At 58.4% G+C, this 14,563-nt stretch carries 17 protein-coding genes; 6 read left to right on the top strand and 11 right to left on the bottom strand.

The genetic code is table 11. The features are described from left to right. Nucleotides 1-9 precede the first annotated feature (9 nt). Nucleotides 10-936, top strand: coding sequence for a putrescine ABC transporter permease PotH (potH, locus tag QZH36_RS05485; protein WP_367652763.1), 927 nt, complete (start codon nt 10-12; stop codon nt 934-936). Next, on the top strand, nt 933-1,778 hold the full coding sequence (potI, locus tag QZH36_RS05480) for a putrescine ABC transporter permease PotI (protein ID WP_253454749.1): 846 nt from the start codon (nt 933-935) through the stop codon (nt 1,776-1,778). The genes potH and potI overlap by 4 nt, the downstream gene beginning before the upstream one ends. Nucleotides 1,779-1,837: 59 nt before the next feature. On the opposite strand, the gene QZH36_RS05475 is transcribed toward potI, so the two are convergent. The 3 genes from QZH36_RS05475 to QZH36_RS05465 are packed head-to-tail and all read right to left on the bottom strand — an operon-like array spanning nt 1,838 to nt 4,086. Further along, nucleotides 1,838-2,941: a M20 peptidase aminoacylase family protein gene (locus QZH36_RS05475; protein ID WP_253454748.1), complete on the bottom strand. Its 1,104-nt coding sequence runs from the start codon at nt 2,939-2,941 to the stop codon at nt 1,838-1,840. Between the two features lie 13 nt (nt 2,942-2,954). Next, complete coding sequence (locus tag QZH36_RS05470; RefSeq protein WP_253454747.1) at nt 2,955-3,428, bottom strand: YjiG family protein; 474 nt, start codon at nt 3,426-3,428, stop codon at nt 2,955-2,957. Beyond that, a complete protein-coding gene (locus QZH36_RS05465; protein ID WP_125288756.1) occupies nt 3,418-4,086 on the bottom strand; it encodes a nucleoside recognition domain-containing protein in 669 nt (222 codons plus the stop codon). The genes QZH36_RS05470 and QZH36_RS05465 overlap by 11 nt, the downstream gene beginning before the upstream one ends. A 262-nt stretch (nt 4,087-4,348) precedes the next feature. Here QZH36_RS05465 and QZH36_RS05460 point away from each other — a divergent pair, with 262 nt between their 5' ends. Both QZH36_RS05460 and rlmC read left to right on the top strand, forming a co-directional pair. Further along, a complete protein-coding gene (locus QZH36_RS05460) occupies nt 4,349-4,801 on the top strand; it encodes a YbjO family protein (protein WP_253454746.1) in 453 nt (150 codons plus the stop codon). A 48-nt stretch (nt 4,802-4,849) separates the two neighbouring features. Further along, complete coding sequence (gene rlmC, locus QZH36_RS05455; RefSeq protein ID WP_253454745.1) at nt 4,850-5,977, top strand: 23S rRNA (uracil(747)-C(5))-methyltransferase RlmC; 1,128 nt, start codon at nt 4,850-4,852, stop codon at nt 5,975-5,977. On the opposite strand, the gene QZH36_RS05450 is transcribed toward rlmC, so the two are convergent. From QZH36_RS05450 to QZH36_RS05425, 6 genes are all read right to left on the bottom strand, one after another. Further along, entirely contained in the window at nt 5,963-6,724 is a 762-nt protein-coding gene (locus tag QZH36_RS05450) for a transporter substrate-binding domain-containing protein (RefSeq protein ID WP_253454744.1), read from the bottom strand. The two genes, rlmC and QZH36_RS05450, sit on opposite strands and share 15 nt — an antisense overlap. Before the next feature lie 131 nt (nt 6,725-6,855). Beyond that, nucleotides 6,856-7,524 (bottom strand): arginine ABC transporter permease ArtM, encoded by a 669-nt coding sequence (gene artM / locus QZH36_RS05445; protein ID WP_301729784.1) that lies wholly within the window; start codon nt 7,522-7,524, stop codon nt 6,856-6,858. Next, nucleotides 7,518-8,240, bottom strand: a complete 723-nt coding sequence (gene artQ / locus QZH36_RS05440; protein ID WP_253454742.1) for an arginine ABC transporter permease ArtQ — start codon at nt 8,238-8,240, stop codon at nt 7,518-7,520. The genes artM and artQ overlap by 7 nt, the downstream gene beginning before the upstream one ends. 4 nt (nt 8,241-8,244) lie before the next feature. Further along, complete coding sequence (gene artJ, locus QZH36_RS05435) at nt 8,245-8,976, bottom strand: arginine ABC transporter substrate-binding protein (RefSeq protein ID WP_301729783.1); 732 nt, start codon at nt 8,974-8,976, stop codon at nt 8,245-8,247. Nucleotides 8,977-8,990: 14 nt separating this feature from the next. Continuing rightward, complete coding sequence (gene artP / locus QZH36_RS05430) at nt 8,991-9,719, bottom strand: arginine ABC transporter ATP-binding protein ArtP (RefSeq protein ID WP_253454740.1); 729 nt, start codon at nt 9,717-9,719, stop codon at nt 8,991-8,993. A 187-nt stretch (nt 9,720-9,906) separates the two neighbouring features. After that, a complete protein-coding gene (locus QZH36_RS05425; RefSeq protein ID WP_253454739.1) occupies nt 9,907-10,443 on the bottom strand; it encodes a lipoprotein in 537 nt (178 codons plus the stop codon). A 104-nt stretch (nt 10,444-10,547) separates the two neighbouring features. Here QZH36_RS05425 and QZH36_RS05420 point away from each other — a divergent pair, with 104 nt between their 5' ends. Together QZH36_RS05420 and QZH36_RS05415 are read left to right on the top strand one after the other, a co-directional pair. Beyond that, a complete protein-coding gene (locus QZH36_RS05420) occupies nt 10,548-10,871 on the top strand; it encodes a heavy metal-binding domain-containing protein (protein WP_125288747.1) in 324 nt (107 codons plus the stop codon). Then, nucleotides 10,871-11,689, top strand: a complete 819-nt coding sequence (locus tag QZH36_RS05415; RefSeq protein ID WP_301729782.1) for an N-acetylmuramoyl-L-alanine amidase — start codon at nt 10,871-10,873, stop codon at nt 11,687-11,689. Before QZH36_RS05420 ends, QZH36_RS05415 begins: the two co-directional genes overlap by 1 nt. Here QZH36_RS05415 and ltaE read toward each other — a convergent pair. After that, the gene (ltaE, locus tag QZH36_RS05410; protein WP_253454736.1) at nt 11,686-12,696 is read right to left on the bottom strand and encodes a low-specificity L-threonine aldolase; all 1,011 of its coding nucleotides are present in this window, start codon (nt 12,694-12,696) and stop codon (nt 11,686-11,688) included. The genes QZH36_RS05415 and ltaE overlap by 4 nt on opposite strands. A 59-nt stretch (nt 12,697-12,755) precedes the next feature. Then, entirely contained in the window at nt 12,756-14,477 is a 1,722-nt protein-coding gene (poxB, locus tag QZH36_RS05405; protein WP_301251231.1) for a ubiquinone-dependent pyruvate dehydrogenase, read from the bottom strand. Nucleotides 14,478-14,563 lie beyond the last annotated feature (86 nt).

Raw genomic sequence — 14,563 nt, 5'->3', positions numbered from 1 at the left:
GAGGCGTTTATGACTCAAGTTACTGCGTCCAGACGTCCGGCATTGCTGAACAGGCTGCGCTCAAGCCGCAAGCTGGCGATCGCGCTGCCTTATCTCTGGCTGGTCCTGCTGTTTCTGCTGCCGTTTCTGATCGTGCTCAAGATAAGCTTCGCCGATATTGCGCGAGCTATCCCACCCTATACGGACCTGTTCAGCTGGGCGGATGGTCAGCTGACCGCGGTGATCAATTTTGGCAACTATCTAACGCTGACGGACGATCCACTCTATATCGATGCCTACCTGCACTCGCTCCAGGTGGCGGCAATTTCTACCGTAGCCTGCCTGATTATCGGCTATCCGCTGGCGTGGGCCGTGGCGTACAGTTCGCCTTCTACCCGCAATATCCTACTGCTGCTGGTGATCCTGCCTTCCTGGACCTCCTTTTTGGTGCGCGTTTATGCCTGGATGGGCATTCTGAACGATAACGGCGTGCTGAACCGTTTTCTGATGTGGAGCGGCATTACCGATCATCCGGTGGCAATCCTTTATACCAATCTCGCGGTCTATATCGGCATCGTCTACTGCTATCTGCCTTTTATGGTGCTGCCTATTTACACTGCGCTTACCCGTATCGACTATTCGCTGGTGGAAGCCTCGCTGGATTTAGGTGCCCGTCCGCTGAAAACGTTCTTTAGCGTGATAGTGCCGCTGACCAAAGGCGGCATTATCGCCGGCTCCATGCTGGTGTTTATTCCGGCAGTCGGCGAATACGTTATCCCGGAACTGCTCGGCGGCCCGGACAGCATCATGATCGGCCGCGTGCTGTGGCAGGAGTTCTTTAACAACCGCGACTGGCCGGTCGCCTCGGCGCTGGCGGTAATTATCCTGCTGATCCTGATCCTGCCTATCATCTGGTTTCATAAGCATCAGAACAAAGAGCTGGGAGAAAAAGCATGAGTGCTTTGCCGACCGTGCGCTCCCCGTGGCGTATTGCAATCCTGATAGTCTGCTTTTTCTTCCTGTACGCGCCGATGGTGCTGCTGGTGGTCTATTCCTTTAACTCATCGCAGCTGGCCGCATGGGAAAGCTTCTCGCTGCACTGGTACAACGTGCTGTTCCACGATGGCGCGATGATAAGCGCGGTCACGCTGAGTCTGACCATCGCCGCGCTGTCGGCAACGGCCGCGGTGATTTTGGGCACGATGGCGGCGGTAGCGATCGTCCGCTTCGGCCGCTTTAAGGGATCAACCGGCTTCGCCTTTATGCTTACCGCACCGCTGGTGATGCCGGACGTGATCACCGGGCTGTCGCTGCTGCTGCTGTTTGTGGCAATGGGCAATACCTTTGGCTGGCCTGGCGATCGCGGCATGCTCACTATCTGGCTGGCGCACGTCACTTTCTGTACCGCCTATGTAGCGGTAGTGATCAACGCCCGTCTGCGCGAGCTGGACCGCTCTATTGAGGAAGCGGCAATGGATTTAGGTGCCACGCCGCTGAAGGTCTTCTTCGTGATCACCGTACCGATGATCGCGCCCGCGATCGTCACCGGCTGGCTGCTGGCCTTTACGCTGTCGCTGGACGATCTGGTGATTGCCAGCTTCGTTACCGGGCCGGGCGCGACCACGCTGCCGATGCAGATTTTCGCCACCGTGCGGCGCGGCGTTAATCCGGAGATTAACGCGCTGGCGTCGCTGATCCTGTTTGTGGTGGGCATTGTTGGCTTTATTGCCTGGCGGTTTATGGCGCACGAAGAGAAACAGCGCATTCGGGATGCGCAGCGCGCGCAAAAAGGTCACTAACGGCAGGCCGATCAGGGACGATCGGCCTGGCGGCGCCGCCAGCCTGAATGGCGGCGCGACTAGCCTAAAATCTTTATCACGCAGGCCTTAAAGATTTTCACCCCGACCGGCAGCGCATCCAGGTCAAAACGCATATCCGGATGGTGCAAACCCGGCGTCAGGCCGGTGCCCAGCCCCCAAAACCCTGCTTTGATTGCCGGACGCTGCACGGGATAGTGGAAGAAATCTTCACTGCCCGGCGTTGAGCGTACCGGCATTAACGCCGCTTCACCCAATACCTCTTTGATCGCTTCCGCCACCAGCGCCGTCATCTCCGCATCGATCTCAGCGGCGGGCATCGCTTTCAGCACTGCAATTTTAGCGGTAGCGCCGTAGGCCGCCGCGCTTTGCGTTATCGCTCGCTCCACCCGACTTTGCAGCTGCGTCATATCCTCGTTTTCCGCCGCGCGCAGGTCAAACACTACGCGGGCCGTGTCGGGAACGGAGTTAGTGACGCCCGCATCGCATAAAAACCGGGTGGCCTTGGCGCTCCAGCTTTTACCCGGCGCCATATGCACGGCGTTAACAGCCTGTACGGCGCTGACCGCGGCATCCAGCGCGTTGATGCCCAAATGCGGCCGCGCGGCGTGAGCGGTTTGCCCACCTATGGTGGCTTCAAGAGTGACGCAGGCGGAATAGTACATGGCGGGGATCGCGGTGCCGACGGCGCACTCCTCCGCCGGACGAAGATGAAAGCCCAGCAGCATATCCACATCCTCGACCGCGCCGCCTGCTACCATTGCCAGCGCGCCGGTGCCCAACTCTTCCGCTGGCTGGAAAATGAGCTTCAGGCGGCCTCGTTTAACTGCGTTCTCTGCTTTTAGCTCCTGCGCGGCGGTCAGCACCACGGAAGAGTGCGCGTCGTGCCCGCAGGTATGGCGCGCGCAGGCCTCGCCGTCGATGATATGCCCCAGCGCGTCCATATCGGCGCGCAGCGCCAGCGTTGGGCCGGGTACGCCGCTGTCGAGCAGGGCGACGATACCGGTTGTGCCGTTGACGTTTTCCGTCACCTGAAACCCGGCGGCTTTCAGCTGCTGACCCAGGTAAGCGGAAGTCTTAAACTCCTCAAATCCCAGCTCCGGGATTTCATGCAGAAAGGCGTAATGTTCCAAAACTTTTAACACGATAAAGCCTCCATTAAGCGATAAAACGCATCACCAGCATGGCGATAACGGCATTCAGAACGCTGGTCAGCATCAGTAGCGGCCAGTGCTTTTTCGGCACGTCGGCCACGCCCAGCAGGCGACCCATATATTGCAGCTGCGATCCCATCAGAAAGATGGCCGGCGCCAGGATGGTAATATCGGCGCCGGTCAGCACGCCTTTCGCCAGCAGGCTTACCGCCACGCCGGTTCCGGCCGACGACGAAAGCCAGGCGGTAAGCAGCACCGTCACGGCTTCGCCCGGTAGCCCAAACAGGCCCATTACGGGCGCAAAGACCTTGCCGATAAAGGCCATCACGCCCAGCAGGTTAAGCATCTCGGCAATCACGTACGCCATAATGACGTTAGGCATTAAATTATGAATAGCGATATGAAACCCTTTGCGCGCGCCAACCACGAACACATCAAAAGGATTATGGGAAACGGCAACGGGCGGATTATTTTTCATGCTGGAAATCCTGCTTATAAACAGTAGCTAACACCAGGCGCACCACGGCAGCGCCAACAAACTTTAATACAAACATCAGCACCAGCGGCACCAGCACCGGGACGGAAAGCGAGACGAACAGCGCCGAGCCAATGGCAAAATAGTTGTTAATCAGCCCCGCGCCGGAGTATTGCCAGGCGGCCATAATCACCACGTCCTTTTTACCTATCTGTTTCTCATCGTGCAGCTCTTTGGTCAGCGCCGCGCCCGCATCGGTGCTTTGCAAATCGGTGATCAGCGCCAGCCCGCAGCGGCCCGGAATGCCGAGCAGGGGTTTTAACAGCGGCGTCAGCAGCTTATGAGCGGCGCGGATGGCGCCATAGTGGGTGAAGATTTCCAGCAGGCCCAGCGCCAGCATCACCGTCGGCACCAGCGAAAGCGCAAACAGAAAACCGGCTTTAGCGCCCGTGCCGCCCTCACCGAGAAAGGTGGCGCGCGCGGCATCCTTAATGGTGCCGAACTTGCCGCCGAGGGTGGTGAAGTCAAACGCGCCCAGCCATTTTGCCCCTTCCACGTTTAAAAACAGGCCGGAAAAAAAGAGAATAGCCACGATCAGGGCCAGATAAGCGCCAATGCCTGGCGTCCAGTGTTCACGAGCTTTTGCCGATCCAGTCTCCATTTCTGTCTCCCGAGTAGCGATCCGAAAAATCTTATCCAGTGGCAATTGTGCGTAAACTGGACTAAACATAAATTGCTGCCAATTCAACAGGTGAGAAGCAGTTATCGTGCCAGGAAAGAGGCTCGAGCAAAGAAAGCCTCGCGCTTTCTTTTTCTCTGGCGCTAACGAAGCGACAGCCGTGGCCGAAAGCACGGCAAACGGGGGCAGGGGAACGCTGCACGGGCATACCTGCACTAAAACGGAGCATGGACGGGAGAAAATGATGTCAGAGGTGCTGAAACAGGAGCCAGCCTGCGAGATCCCCGTCCCGGTGGTGGTGGCGGCAATCGCTATCATTATGACACGCTGCCTGAGCGTCGCGCTGGAAGTGCATGAAATGGGGCTGAATACGCTGCTGAATGTTATCCATCTTGCCGCGCAAAGCTGGAGCGCCACCCTGATATTTATCGCCAGCCAGCTGCTCTTTTTTATTGAGCTACGCTGTGCGCTTGCGCTATTGCATGGCCGCCGCTGGGGACGTCTGGGCTACGGCTGTTCGCAGCTGATCGTGATCGGTTATATGCTGATGGCGTCGGCGGGCTGGATCGGCCCGGAAATATTTTCTTTACACGGCGAGCAGGGGCATCTGCTGCTCTCGCAAAAGCTGCCTGACCTGCTGGTGCTGGTGCTGCTCTTTTTCCCTGCCAGCAGCCGGGAATTTTTTCAGCAGCGCTGATCCCACAGTGGTACAATCCCCGCCCGCTTTTGTTTGACGAGATTTGACATGCACTGCGCCCTTTATGATGCCGATCGCTGCCGCTCCTGCCAGTGGCTGGATCGCCCCTATTCGCAACAGCTGAACCAGAAGCAGTCTGAGCTGCAACAGCTTCTGTCCGCGCAGGCGGTCAGCGAATGGCTGCCGCCGGTCACTTCGGCGCAGCAGGGCTTTCGCAACAAGGCGAAAATGGTGGTCAGCGGCAGCGTGGAGCGCCCGCTGCTCGGCATTGTGCATCGCGACGGGACGCCAGTCGATCTTTGTGGCTGTCCGCTTTATCCCGACAGCTTCGCCGCGGTATTTGCGCAGCTGAAACCCTTTATCGCCCGCGCGGGTCTGACGCCGTATAACGTGGCGCGCAGGCGCGGCGAGCTGAAGTTTATCCTGCTGACGGAAAGCAGCCGCAGCGGCGAGCTGATGCTGCGCTTTGTGCTGCGATCCAAAGAGAAGCTGACCCAGCTCACTAACGCGCTGCCCGCCCTGCAGGCGCAGCTGCCGCAGCTGAGCGTGATTTCAGCCAATATTCAGCCGGTGCATATGGCGATTCTGGAAGGCGAAGAAGAGATCCCGCTAACGGAAAATCAGGCGCTGGCCGACCAGCTGAACGACGTGCCGCTGTGGATCCGGCCGCAGAGTTTTTTTCAGACCAACCCGGCGGTAGCCGCCTCGCTGTATGCTACGGCAAGAGCATGGGTAAGCGAGCTGGGCGTCAAAAGCATGTGGGATCTGTTCTGCGGCGTAGGCGGCTTCGGCCTGCATTGCGCCACGCCAGAGATGTCGCTGACCGGTATTGAAATCAGCGCGGAGGCCATCGCCTGCGCTAAACGGTCAGCGGAAAAGATGGGGCTGGAGAAAGTCAGCTTCGCCGCGCTGGACTCTACGGCGTTTGCTACCGGCGAAGGCAGCACGCCCGATCTGGTGCTGGTCAATCCGCCGCGTCGCGGTATTGGCGCCGCGCTCTGCGAGTATCTGAGCCGCATGGCGCCGCCGTTCATTCTTTATTCCAGCTGCAACGCGCAGACCATGGCTACCGATATCGCCCGCCTGAGCGAATACACCCTTGTTAAAGTCCAGCTGTTCGATATGTTCCCGCATACCGCGCACGGCGAAGTGCTGACGCTGCTACGGCATCTCTGACTCGGCGGGCAGATCGGCTGTCGGGCCAAGCCAGCGCTGCTTCAGCATGTGCAGCGTACCGTCATCGCTCAGGCTTTGTAGCGCGCCATTCAGCTGCTCCAGCAGCGCCTTATCGCCTTTACGTACTGCGATACCCAAGCCTGCACTAAAATAGCGATTATCCGTAATCGGCTTGCCTACGGCGTCCAGGCCGGGATTGCTTCTCAGGATGGTCTGCATGGAAGGCGTCTCGCCAAAAATGGCGTCGAGCCTGGCGCTGCGGATATCCAGAAGCGCATTCTGATAGTTGTCGTACGCGACAGGAATGATATCCGGCCACGAACTTTGCAGCCAGGCCTGTAAGGTTGTGGCATCGGCGACGCCAACGCGCTTGCCGCGTAGCTCCGCTAAAGAGGCGTAGCGGCCTTTAACCGCAATCACCATGCCGGAACTTTCCAGATAAGGCTGGGTGAAATCCGCCTCTTCCCGGCGCTCTTCGGTAATATCCAGGCCGGAAATCACCGCGTCATAGCGGTTGAATTTTAGCGAAGGCAGCAGGCGGTCAAAATCATTATTGGTAAAGAGGCACTGCCGCGCTATTTTTTCGCACAGGGCTTTTGCCAGCTCGATATCAAACCCCACCAGCTGATGCCCGGCATTCAGGTAGACAAAAGGCGGATAGGTCGCCGAAGTGGCAAAGCGAAGCGGGCCGCTGGCCAGCGCGTTGGCAGCAAATCCGACAAGTAGAAAAACGCAAACCTTAAGCATGTCTCCGGCCCTTGCGTGAATATTATCGGGATAGTATGACGGCTGCCGCCGCGGCGTTATGCGCGGATTAACTGACGGTTAAGCGCTGTTATTTGACGAATGCCGACGACCGATGCCGCCGGCATGGTGGCTCAGCTACGGCGCTCGAAAGCCAGCGCTCGTCGTTCTATCAGGCGCATCATCAGCGTCAGCAGGCCGTTAACGCACAGGTAAATGACGCCTGCTGCGGCAAAAACCGTCACGTCGTAGGTTCGCCCGTAAAGCTGCTGTCCCTGGCCCATCACTTCCATTAGCGTAATGGTATAAGCCAGCGAGGTGCTCTTAAATACCAGTACCACCTCGTTGGAATAAGAGGAAAGCGCGCGTTTAAACGCGTAGGGCAGCAGAATGCGCAGCGTATCTTTACGGTTCATCCCCAGCGCGGCACAGGATTGCCACTGACCGGCAGGAATAGCTCTGACCGCGCCGTAAAACAGCTGGGTAGTATAGGCCGCGCTGTTAAGCGAAAGCGCGAGCAGGGCGCAAAGCCAGGGCTGCGACAGCCCGTTCCATAGCCACGGGATCGCCTGAATGGAAGGAAACTGTCCCGGCCCATAGTAAATCAAAAAGATTTGCACCAGCAGCGGTGTGCCGGTGAACAGCGTAATATAGCCGCGCACGACCTGGCTCAGTACCGGGATCTTCAGCGACAGGAACACCGTGAACAGCAACGCCAGCAGCAGCGCCAGCAGCAGTGAGGCCACCGTCAGCGTCAGGCTGGTATGCAGCCCTTTCAGCAGCTCGGGTAAATAGCTCAGCATCCGTTATTCCCCTGCTCAAAACGGGTGGTACGCGCTTCGATACGCTTTAAAACCTGCTGGCTGAGCAGCGTGATAATTAAATAAATCGCCGCCGCCACCATGTACCAGGTAAAAGGCTCCTGCGTGCGTGAGGCGATGCTTTTGGTTTGCAGCATAATATCGTTGACGCTGATCAGCGATACCAGCGCCGTATCCTTCAGCAGCACCAGCCACTGGTTGCCCAGGCCCGGCAGCGCGTGACGCCACATTTGTGGCAGGATCAGACGGAAGAATATCGCCGGCGTTTTCATGCCCAGCGCCTGGCCCGACTCCCACTGTCCCTGAGGCACCGCCTTCAGCGCGCCGCGCAGCGTCTGCGAAGCGTAAGAGGAATAAAGGATCGACAGCGCGATAACGCCGCAGAGAAACGGGCTGACGTCGAAATTCTCAATCGTCATCTGCACCGGCAATGAAGCGAAGCCCAGATGCAGCGTAAAGCCGTCGGAAAGCGTCAGTAACAGCTGCGAGGCGCCAAAATAGACGAACAGCACCACCAGAATTTCCGGCAGCCCGCGAAACAGCGTCACCAGCGCGGTGCCGATCCAGGCGACCGGCCGCCAGCGGGCGGATTCCCAGACGGCGAAAATCATCGCCAGAATCAGGCCTGCGGCCAGCGCAGAAACGGCAAGGCCGACGGTCATCCCGGCGGCGCTTGCAAGAGGATAAAATTCGTTCATTCCGTTATTGCTGGAACCATTTGCTGTAGATGGTTTTATAGGTGCCGTCGGCTTTCACTTTATCCAGCGCGGCGTTGAATTTGCCCTGAAGCTGGGTGTTGCCCTGGCGCAGGGCAATACCCAGTCCGGTGCCGAAGTAGTCTTTATCGGTGACCTTCTCGCCAACCGCGGCCAGCGAGGTGTTCTGCTTCAGCCACTCGTTTACCACCGCCGTGTCGCCGAATACGGCATCAATACGGCCATTTTTCAGATCCAGAATGGCGTTCTGATAGCTGTCGTAAGGTACGGTTTTCACCTCCGTCAGTTTCTCGGCCAGGTATTTCTGGTGCGTGGTGCCGTTCTGCACGCCGACGCGTTTGCCTTTCAGCGCGGCTACGTCAGCAACTTTGCCTTTCTGCGCGATAAATAAAGCGGAATTATCGTAATAGGCTTTGGTAAACAGCACCTGTTTTTCACGCTCGGGCGTAATATCCATTCCGGCCATCACGGCGTCGAAGCGACGGAACTTCAGGCTTGGGATCAGGCTGTCGAAAGCCTGATTGGTAAAGGTGCAGGTCGCGTCCATCTCTTTACACAGCGCGTTCGCTAAATCGACATCAAAACCCTGAATTTTGTTGTCGGAATCGACAAATTCAAAAGGAGGATAAGAGGCTTCAGTAGCAAAACGGATGGTCTGCGCGGCGCTGGCGCTCAGGCTTACACCGGCTAACAGCGCGGCAAGTACGATTTTTTTCATCATTATGTCCTGCATCAGTGCGAAAGATAATTGGCAAACGCTTCGGTTTGCGGCTGTGTAAAGCGGCTGGCGTCACCCTGTTCCACGATATAACCATTCTCCATATAGACGACGCGGCTGGCCGTTTTGCGCGCCACTTCGACCTCATGGGTAACGATCACCTGAGTGATATTGGTTTCAGAGAGTTCCTGAATAATCGCCACGATCTGCGCCGTGATTTCCGGATCCAGCGCCGCCGTTGGTTCATCAAACAGCAGCACGGCCGGTTCCATCATTAATGCGCGGGCGATAGCAACACGCTGCTGCTGTCCACCGGACAGGTGCAGAGGAAAACGGTCGGCGAATTTGGTCAGGCGCAGGCGTTCCAGCAGTTTTTCGGCACGAGCCAGCGCCCGATCCTTGCTTAATCCCAGCACGCGGCAGGGCGCTTCGATCAGGTTCTGCATCACCGTCAGGTGCGGCCAGAGATTGTACTGCTGGAACACCATGCCGACGTTTTGACGCAGCTCGCGGATAGCCGCGTCGCCCGGCGCTTTGCTGAAGTCGAAATGGTGACCGGCGATCCCCAGCGTGCCGGAGCGCGGCATCTCCAGCAGGTTCAGCACGCGCAGCAGCGAGCTCTTGCCGGCGCCGCTTGGGCCGAGCAGCACCAGCGTCTCGCCTTCGGGGCAGGTCAGCTGAATATCAAAAAGCGCCTGATGGGCGCCATAAAAGCAGTTTACAGCGTTTAGTTGAATACTCATGCGCAAAAAGTGAATAGCGATTAGTTCTGCGAATCTTAACGTTGACGGCATAGTTATGCAATCAGCGCGGCGAAAAATTCGCTTATGCAGGCAAGTTAACTACAAGGCTAGCACAAAATGAGGGAGGCTGGATGAAAATGCAGCAGGGGAAAGAGGCGCACCGCTCGTCGGCGGTGCGCGGAAAACACTATCGCAGCAGGCGCTGGCTGAGGGAGCCGCCTTCAATATGCGGCGCGGGGCCAAGATAGCGCACGTCGTCCACCGCCCAGCAGGTGCCCTCATGGATCATCAGCACTTCATCCTGCCAGCTTTGCGGCTTGTCGCCGTCGCGGCTGAGCTTAACCCGCAGCGGAATATTGCGCGCGTCGTGGTTAGGGATTGACGATGAATCCGCTACGCTCGCCGAGGTGGCGCCCGCCGCCTGGCTTGAGAAGATATCCCCGCGCAGGGTCGCTTCTTTTTGCGGATCGCTATCGGCCTTCAGCAGCGTCTGATAGAGCCTGTCGCTGAGGTAAGGACGATATTTAGCCAGCTGGGTGGCGTTCGGCAGGCCCTGAGCAGGCTGCTCAAGGCGCAGATCGTAAAACGCCTGGGCAACAGAATCCGGGCCGCCTTCGACGCAGGGAGAGGTGCGGCTGCCATTATCCTTAAAGACGGGTTGTACCGTGGTACAGGCGCTGAGCAGCAGCGCCAGCGGAGCCAGAGCGGCAAGCTGTAACTTCATCTTGATTTCCTTATGGTTTCTGGATGGCGTTTTTTAGCATAAAGTATAGCTGGTCTGCCTGGCCATAAGAGCTAAAACCCTGGATTGAAGTTAAGGAGAAAATCATGCAATTTTCCACTACCCCAACGCTGGAAGGCCAGCCCATAACGGAATACTGCGGCGTCGTGACCGGCGAAGCGATACTGGGCGCCAATATCTTCCGCGATTTCTTTGCCGGCATTCGCGATATCGTCGGCGGCCGTTCCGGCGCATATGAGAAAGAGTTACGCAAAGCGCGCCAGATAGCCTTTGCCGAACTGGAAGAGCAGGCGAAGGCCATGGGCGCGGACGCCGTGGTCGGGATTGATATCGATTACGAAACCGTTGGCAAAGACAGCAGTATGCTGATGGTCAGCGTCAGCGGCACCGCGGTTAAAACACGTCGTTGATGCGCCTGCTGACGGCGCTGGCGGCGGCCATCGTACTGAGCGCCTGTACATCCGGTCTGGAAAAACAGAATGGCTACGTAGTGGATACGCGCCACGCCGCTTACGGGGCTCGTCCGCGTATTAAGGTGCTGGTTATTCACTATACCGCTGAGGATTTTCCCCGCTCGCTGGCTACGCTGACCGACCGGGAAGTCAGCGTGCACTATCTTATTCCGGCCAAACCCTTCCAGCATGGAAAGCAACCGGTGGTGCTGCGGCTTGTGCCGGAATCCGAGCTGGCGTGGCACGCGGGCATCAGTTTCTGGCGCGACGCGACGCGGCTCAATGATACCTCACTCGGTATCGAACTGGAAAATCCGGGCTATCGCCGCACGCCGCAAGGGCGAGCCTGGTATCCTTTTTCCCGCGAGCAGATGGCCGCGCTGATGCCGCTGGCGCGGGATATCACCCGGCGCTACGGTATTCGCCCGCAGGATGTCGTCGGACACAGCGATATCGCGCCGCAGCGCAAGCAGGATCCCGGCCCGCTGTTTCCGTGGCGCTGGCTTTATCAACAGGGCATTGGCGCGTGGCCGGACGAGGCTCGCGTAAGCTATTACCTGGCGGGAAGAGCGCCTGGCCAGCTGACGGACAGCGGGCATCTGCTGTCGCTGCTGGCGCGCTACGGCTATGAATCGACGCCTGATATGTCGGCCACGCAGCAACAGCGGGTGATTGCCGCTTTTCAGATGCATTTCCGGCCCGCTGACTATTCAGGCGTGGCGGACGCGGAAAGCGAGGCTATCGCCGAGGCGCTGTTAGAAAAGTATGGCGGTTAGTCCGGCTGGCTGGCCAGAAACGCTTTCCATTCCGCGACCACTTTTTCCAGCGCCGGACGATCGACATCCAGATGCGTGACCAAACGCGTCACCGCGCCGGTATGCAGAACGATGCCTTTGCCACGCATCCAGGCTTTAAGCGGCTCAGCCTGATGTGCCGGCAGACGCACAAACACCATATTGGTGTTCTGACTGGAAACCTGCACGCCAGCGGCCTTTAGCTGCGCAGCCAGCCAGGCGGCGTTATCGTGATCGTCCTGGAGCCGCGTGACGTTGTGCTCCAGCGCGTAAAGCCCGGCCGCCGCCAGAATGCCCGACTGCCGCATGGCGCCGCCGGTCATTTTGCGCCAGCGCTTCGCGCGCTCGATATAGTCTTTGCTGCCGCACAGCAGCGAGCCGACCGGCGTACCCAGACCTTTCGACAAACAGATTGTCAGCGTATCGCAATACTGCGTAAGATCGCGCAGCGTGACGCCCAGCGCCACGGCCGCATTGAAAATGCGCGCGCCGTCCACATGCAGCGCCAGCTTATGGCTGCGCGTGAATGCCCAGGCTTCCTGCAAATAGGCCAGCGGCAGCACTTTACCGTTATGGGTGTTTTCCAGGCTCAGCAGCCGGGTCATTGCAAAATGAAAATCATCCGGCTTGATAAACTGTTCGACCACGTCCAGCGGCAGCGTACCGTCTTTTGCTGCAAGGATCGGCTGCGGCTGAATACTGCCCAGCACCGCCGCGCCGCCAGCTTCATATTTGTAGTTATGCGCCAGCTGGCCGACGATATATTCTTCGCCGCGCTGGCAGTGGCAGAGCAGCGCCACCAGGTTGGCCTGGGTGCCGGTCGGCAGAAAAAGCGCGGCCTCTTTCCCGCTGAGTGCGGCCGCTTTGGCCTCGAGCGCGTTAACCGTAGGGTCGTCGCCATAAACATCGTCGCCGGTTTCCGCCGCCATCATTGCGGACAACATCGCGGCGGAAGGGCGGGTTACCGTATCACTGCGTAAGTCGATCACCGTTGCGCTCCTTAAAGGGCAAAACGGACGCCGCAGCGTCCGTGAGACAGACCAATGTTTTACCGCAGCCAGTTGGTTTTAGCCAGCTCGACCACTTCGTCGCCGCGACCATTGATCAGCGCGCGCAGCATATAGAGGCTAAAGCCTTTCGCCTGCTCCATCTTGATCTGCGGCGGCATCACCAGCTCTTCGCTGGCTGTGACCACATCCAGCAGCACCGGGCCGTCGTGCGCCAGCATCTCTTCGATAGCGCGAGGCAGCTCGGAAGCGCGCTCCACGCGAATGCCCTTCACGCCGCAGGCGTTGGCGATATCGGCAAATGCCGGGTTTTGCAGTTCGGTGCCGTCGGTCAGATAGCCGCCGGACTGCATTTCCATCGCCACAAAGCCCAGCACGCTGTTATTAAACACCACCAGCTTCACCGGCAGCTTAAGCTGTGCTACCGACAGGAAATCGCCCATCAGCATAGAGAAGCCGCCGTCGCCGCACATCGCTATCACCTGGCGCTGCCTGTCAATAGCCTGCGCTCCCAGCGCCTGCGGCATGGCGTTGGCCATGGAACCGTGGTTGAACGATCCCAGCAGACGACGTTTGCCGTTCATTTTCAGATAGCGTGCGGCCCAGACGGTAGGCGTGCCGACGTCACAGGTAAAAATCGCGTCTTCGCTGGCCAGCTCGCTAAGCTGCTGCGCCAGGTACTGCGGGTGGATCGCCTGTTTGTCGTTGGCGGTCGCCAGCTCGTCCAGACTCTTTCTGGCTTCCTGGTAATGCTTCAGCGCCTTATCCAGAAACGCGCGATCCTCTTTTACTTCGAGGCGCGGCAGCAGCGCGCAAAGGGCGGCCCGAACGTCGCCGACCAGCGCCATATCCACATGGCAATGCGACCCGATACTGCCCGGATCGATATCAATCTGGATAATTTTCGCTTTTTCAGGATAAAAAGCGCGGTAAGGGAAACGCGTTCCCAGCAGGATCACCGTATCGGCATTCATCATGGCGTGATAGCCGGATGAAAAGCCAATCAGGCCGGTCATACCGACATCGTAAGGGTTGTCGTACTCAATATATTCTTTGCCGCGCAGCGCGTGAACGATGGGCGCTTTCAGCGTTTCCGCCAGCTGCACCACTTCCGTATGCGCGCCCGCACAGCCGTAGCCGCACATCAGCGTGATATTTTTTGCTTCATTAAGCAGCTGCGCCAGCTTGTCCAGTTCGCTGGCGGGCGGCTGCACGATAGGGAACTGCGGCGGATACCATTCGGCGCGAGCGTTTTCCGGCGCGGGCTGTAGCGCCACGTCGCCAGGAATAACCACGACCGACACGCCCCGATTGATAATAGCTTTACGCATCGCGATGCCCAGCACCTGTTGCAGCTGCTCGGGATTGGAAACCAGCTCGCAGTAGTGGCTGCACTCTTTAAACAGCTCCTGCGGATGCGTTTCCTGGAAATAGCCGCTGCCGATCTCGCTGGAGGGAATATGCGCGGCAATCGCCAGCACCGGCACGTTGTTGCGGTGGCAGTCGTACAGGCCGTTGATCAGATGCAGGTTGCCCGGCCCGCACGAACCGGCGCAGACGGCAAGCTGGCCGCTGATTTGCGCTTCGGCCCCGGCAGCGAAAGCGGCGACTTCCTCATGACGAGTCGGCATCCATTCGATGGTGCCCATGCGGTTCAGGCTGTCGCTCAGTCCGTTAAGCGAGTCCCCGGTTACGCCCCAAATGCGTTTTACGCCGGCGTTTTCAAGTGTTTTCGCCACCAGTGCGGCTAGCGTTTGCTTCATTTCTGCTCCTTTAAAGCTTTAATTAGTGTCCCGAAGGGAGGGATCTTCAGCAAAAAGCATAGTCGAGGCTGAGCAAAGGGTAGGGC

This window comes from Erwinia wuhanensis, assembly GCF_030484085.1.
Lineage (GTDB): Bacteria > Pseudomonadota > Gammaproteobacteria > Enterobacterales > Enterobacteriaceae > Erwinia > Erwinia aeris.
This window is presented reverse-complemented; position numbering and strand designations above follow the sequence as displayed.

Excerpts from the sequence above, each read along its gene's own strand:
- potH (WP_367652763.1), top strand. The coding sequence starts at position 10 with ATGACTCAAGTTACTGCGTCCAGACGTCCGGCATTGCTGAACAGGCTG.
- potI (WP_253454749.1), top strand. The coding sequence starts at position 933 with ATGAGTGCTTTGCCGACCGTGCGCTCCCCGTGGCGTATTGCAATCCTG.
- QZH36_RS05470 (WP_253454747.1), bottom strand. The coding sequence starts at position 3,428 with ATGAAAAATAATCCGCCCGTTGCCGTTTCCCATAATCCTTTTGATGTG.
- QZH36_RS05465 (WP_125288756.1), bottom strand. The coding sequence starts at position 4,086 with ATGGAGACTGGATCGGCAAAAGCTCGTGAACACTGGACGCCAGGCATT.
- QZH36_RS05460 (WP_253454746.1), top strand. The coding sequence starts at position 4,349 with ATGTCAGAGGTGCTGAAACAGGAGCCAGCCTGCGAGATCCCCGTCCCG.
- rlmC (WP_253454745.1), top strand. The coding sequence starts at position 4,850 with ATGCACTGCGCCCTTTATGATGCCGATCGCTGCCGCTCCTGCCAGTGG.
- QZH36_RS05450 (WP_253454744.1), bottom strand. The coding sequence starts at position 6,724 with ATGCTTAAGGTTTGCGTTTTTCTACTTGTCGGATTTGCTGCCAACGCG.
- artM (WP_301729784.1), bottom strand. The coding sequence starts at position 7,524 with ATGCTGAGCTATTTACCCGAGCTGCTGAAAGGGCTGCATACCAGCCTG.
- artQ (WP_253454742.1), bottom strand. The coding sequence starts at position 8,240 with ATGAACGAATTTTATCCTCTTGCAAGCGCCGCCGGGATGACCGTCGGC.
- artJ (WP_301729783.1), bottom strand. The coding sequence starts at position 8,976 with ATGAAAAAAATCGTACTTGCCGCGCTGTTAGCCGGTGTAAGCCTGAGC.
- artP (WP_253454740.1), bottom strand. The coding sequence starts at position 9,719 with ATGAGTATTCAACTAAACGCTGTAAACTGCTTTTATGGCGCCCATCAG.
- QZH36_RS05425 (WP_253454739.1), bottom strand. The coding sequence starts at position 10,443 with ATGAAGTTACAGCTTGCCGCTCTGGCTCCGCTGGCGCTGCTGCTCAGC.
- QZH36_RS05420 (WP_125288747.1), top strand. The coding sequence starts at position 10,548 with ATGCAATTTTCCACTACCCCAACGCTGGAAGGCCAGCCCATAACGGAA.
- QZH36_RS05415 (WP_301729782.1), top strand. The coding sequence starts at position 10,871 with ATGCGCCTGCTGACGGCGCTGGCGGCGGCCATCGTACTGAGCGCCTGT.
- poxB (WP_301251231.1), bottom strand. The coding sequence starts at position 14,477 with ATGAAGCAAACGCTAGCCGCACTGGTGGCGAAAACACTTGAAAACGCC.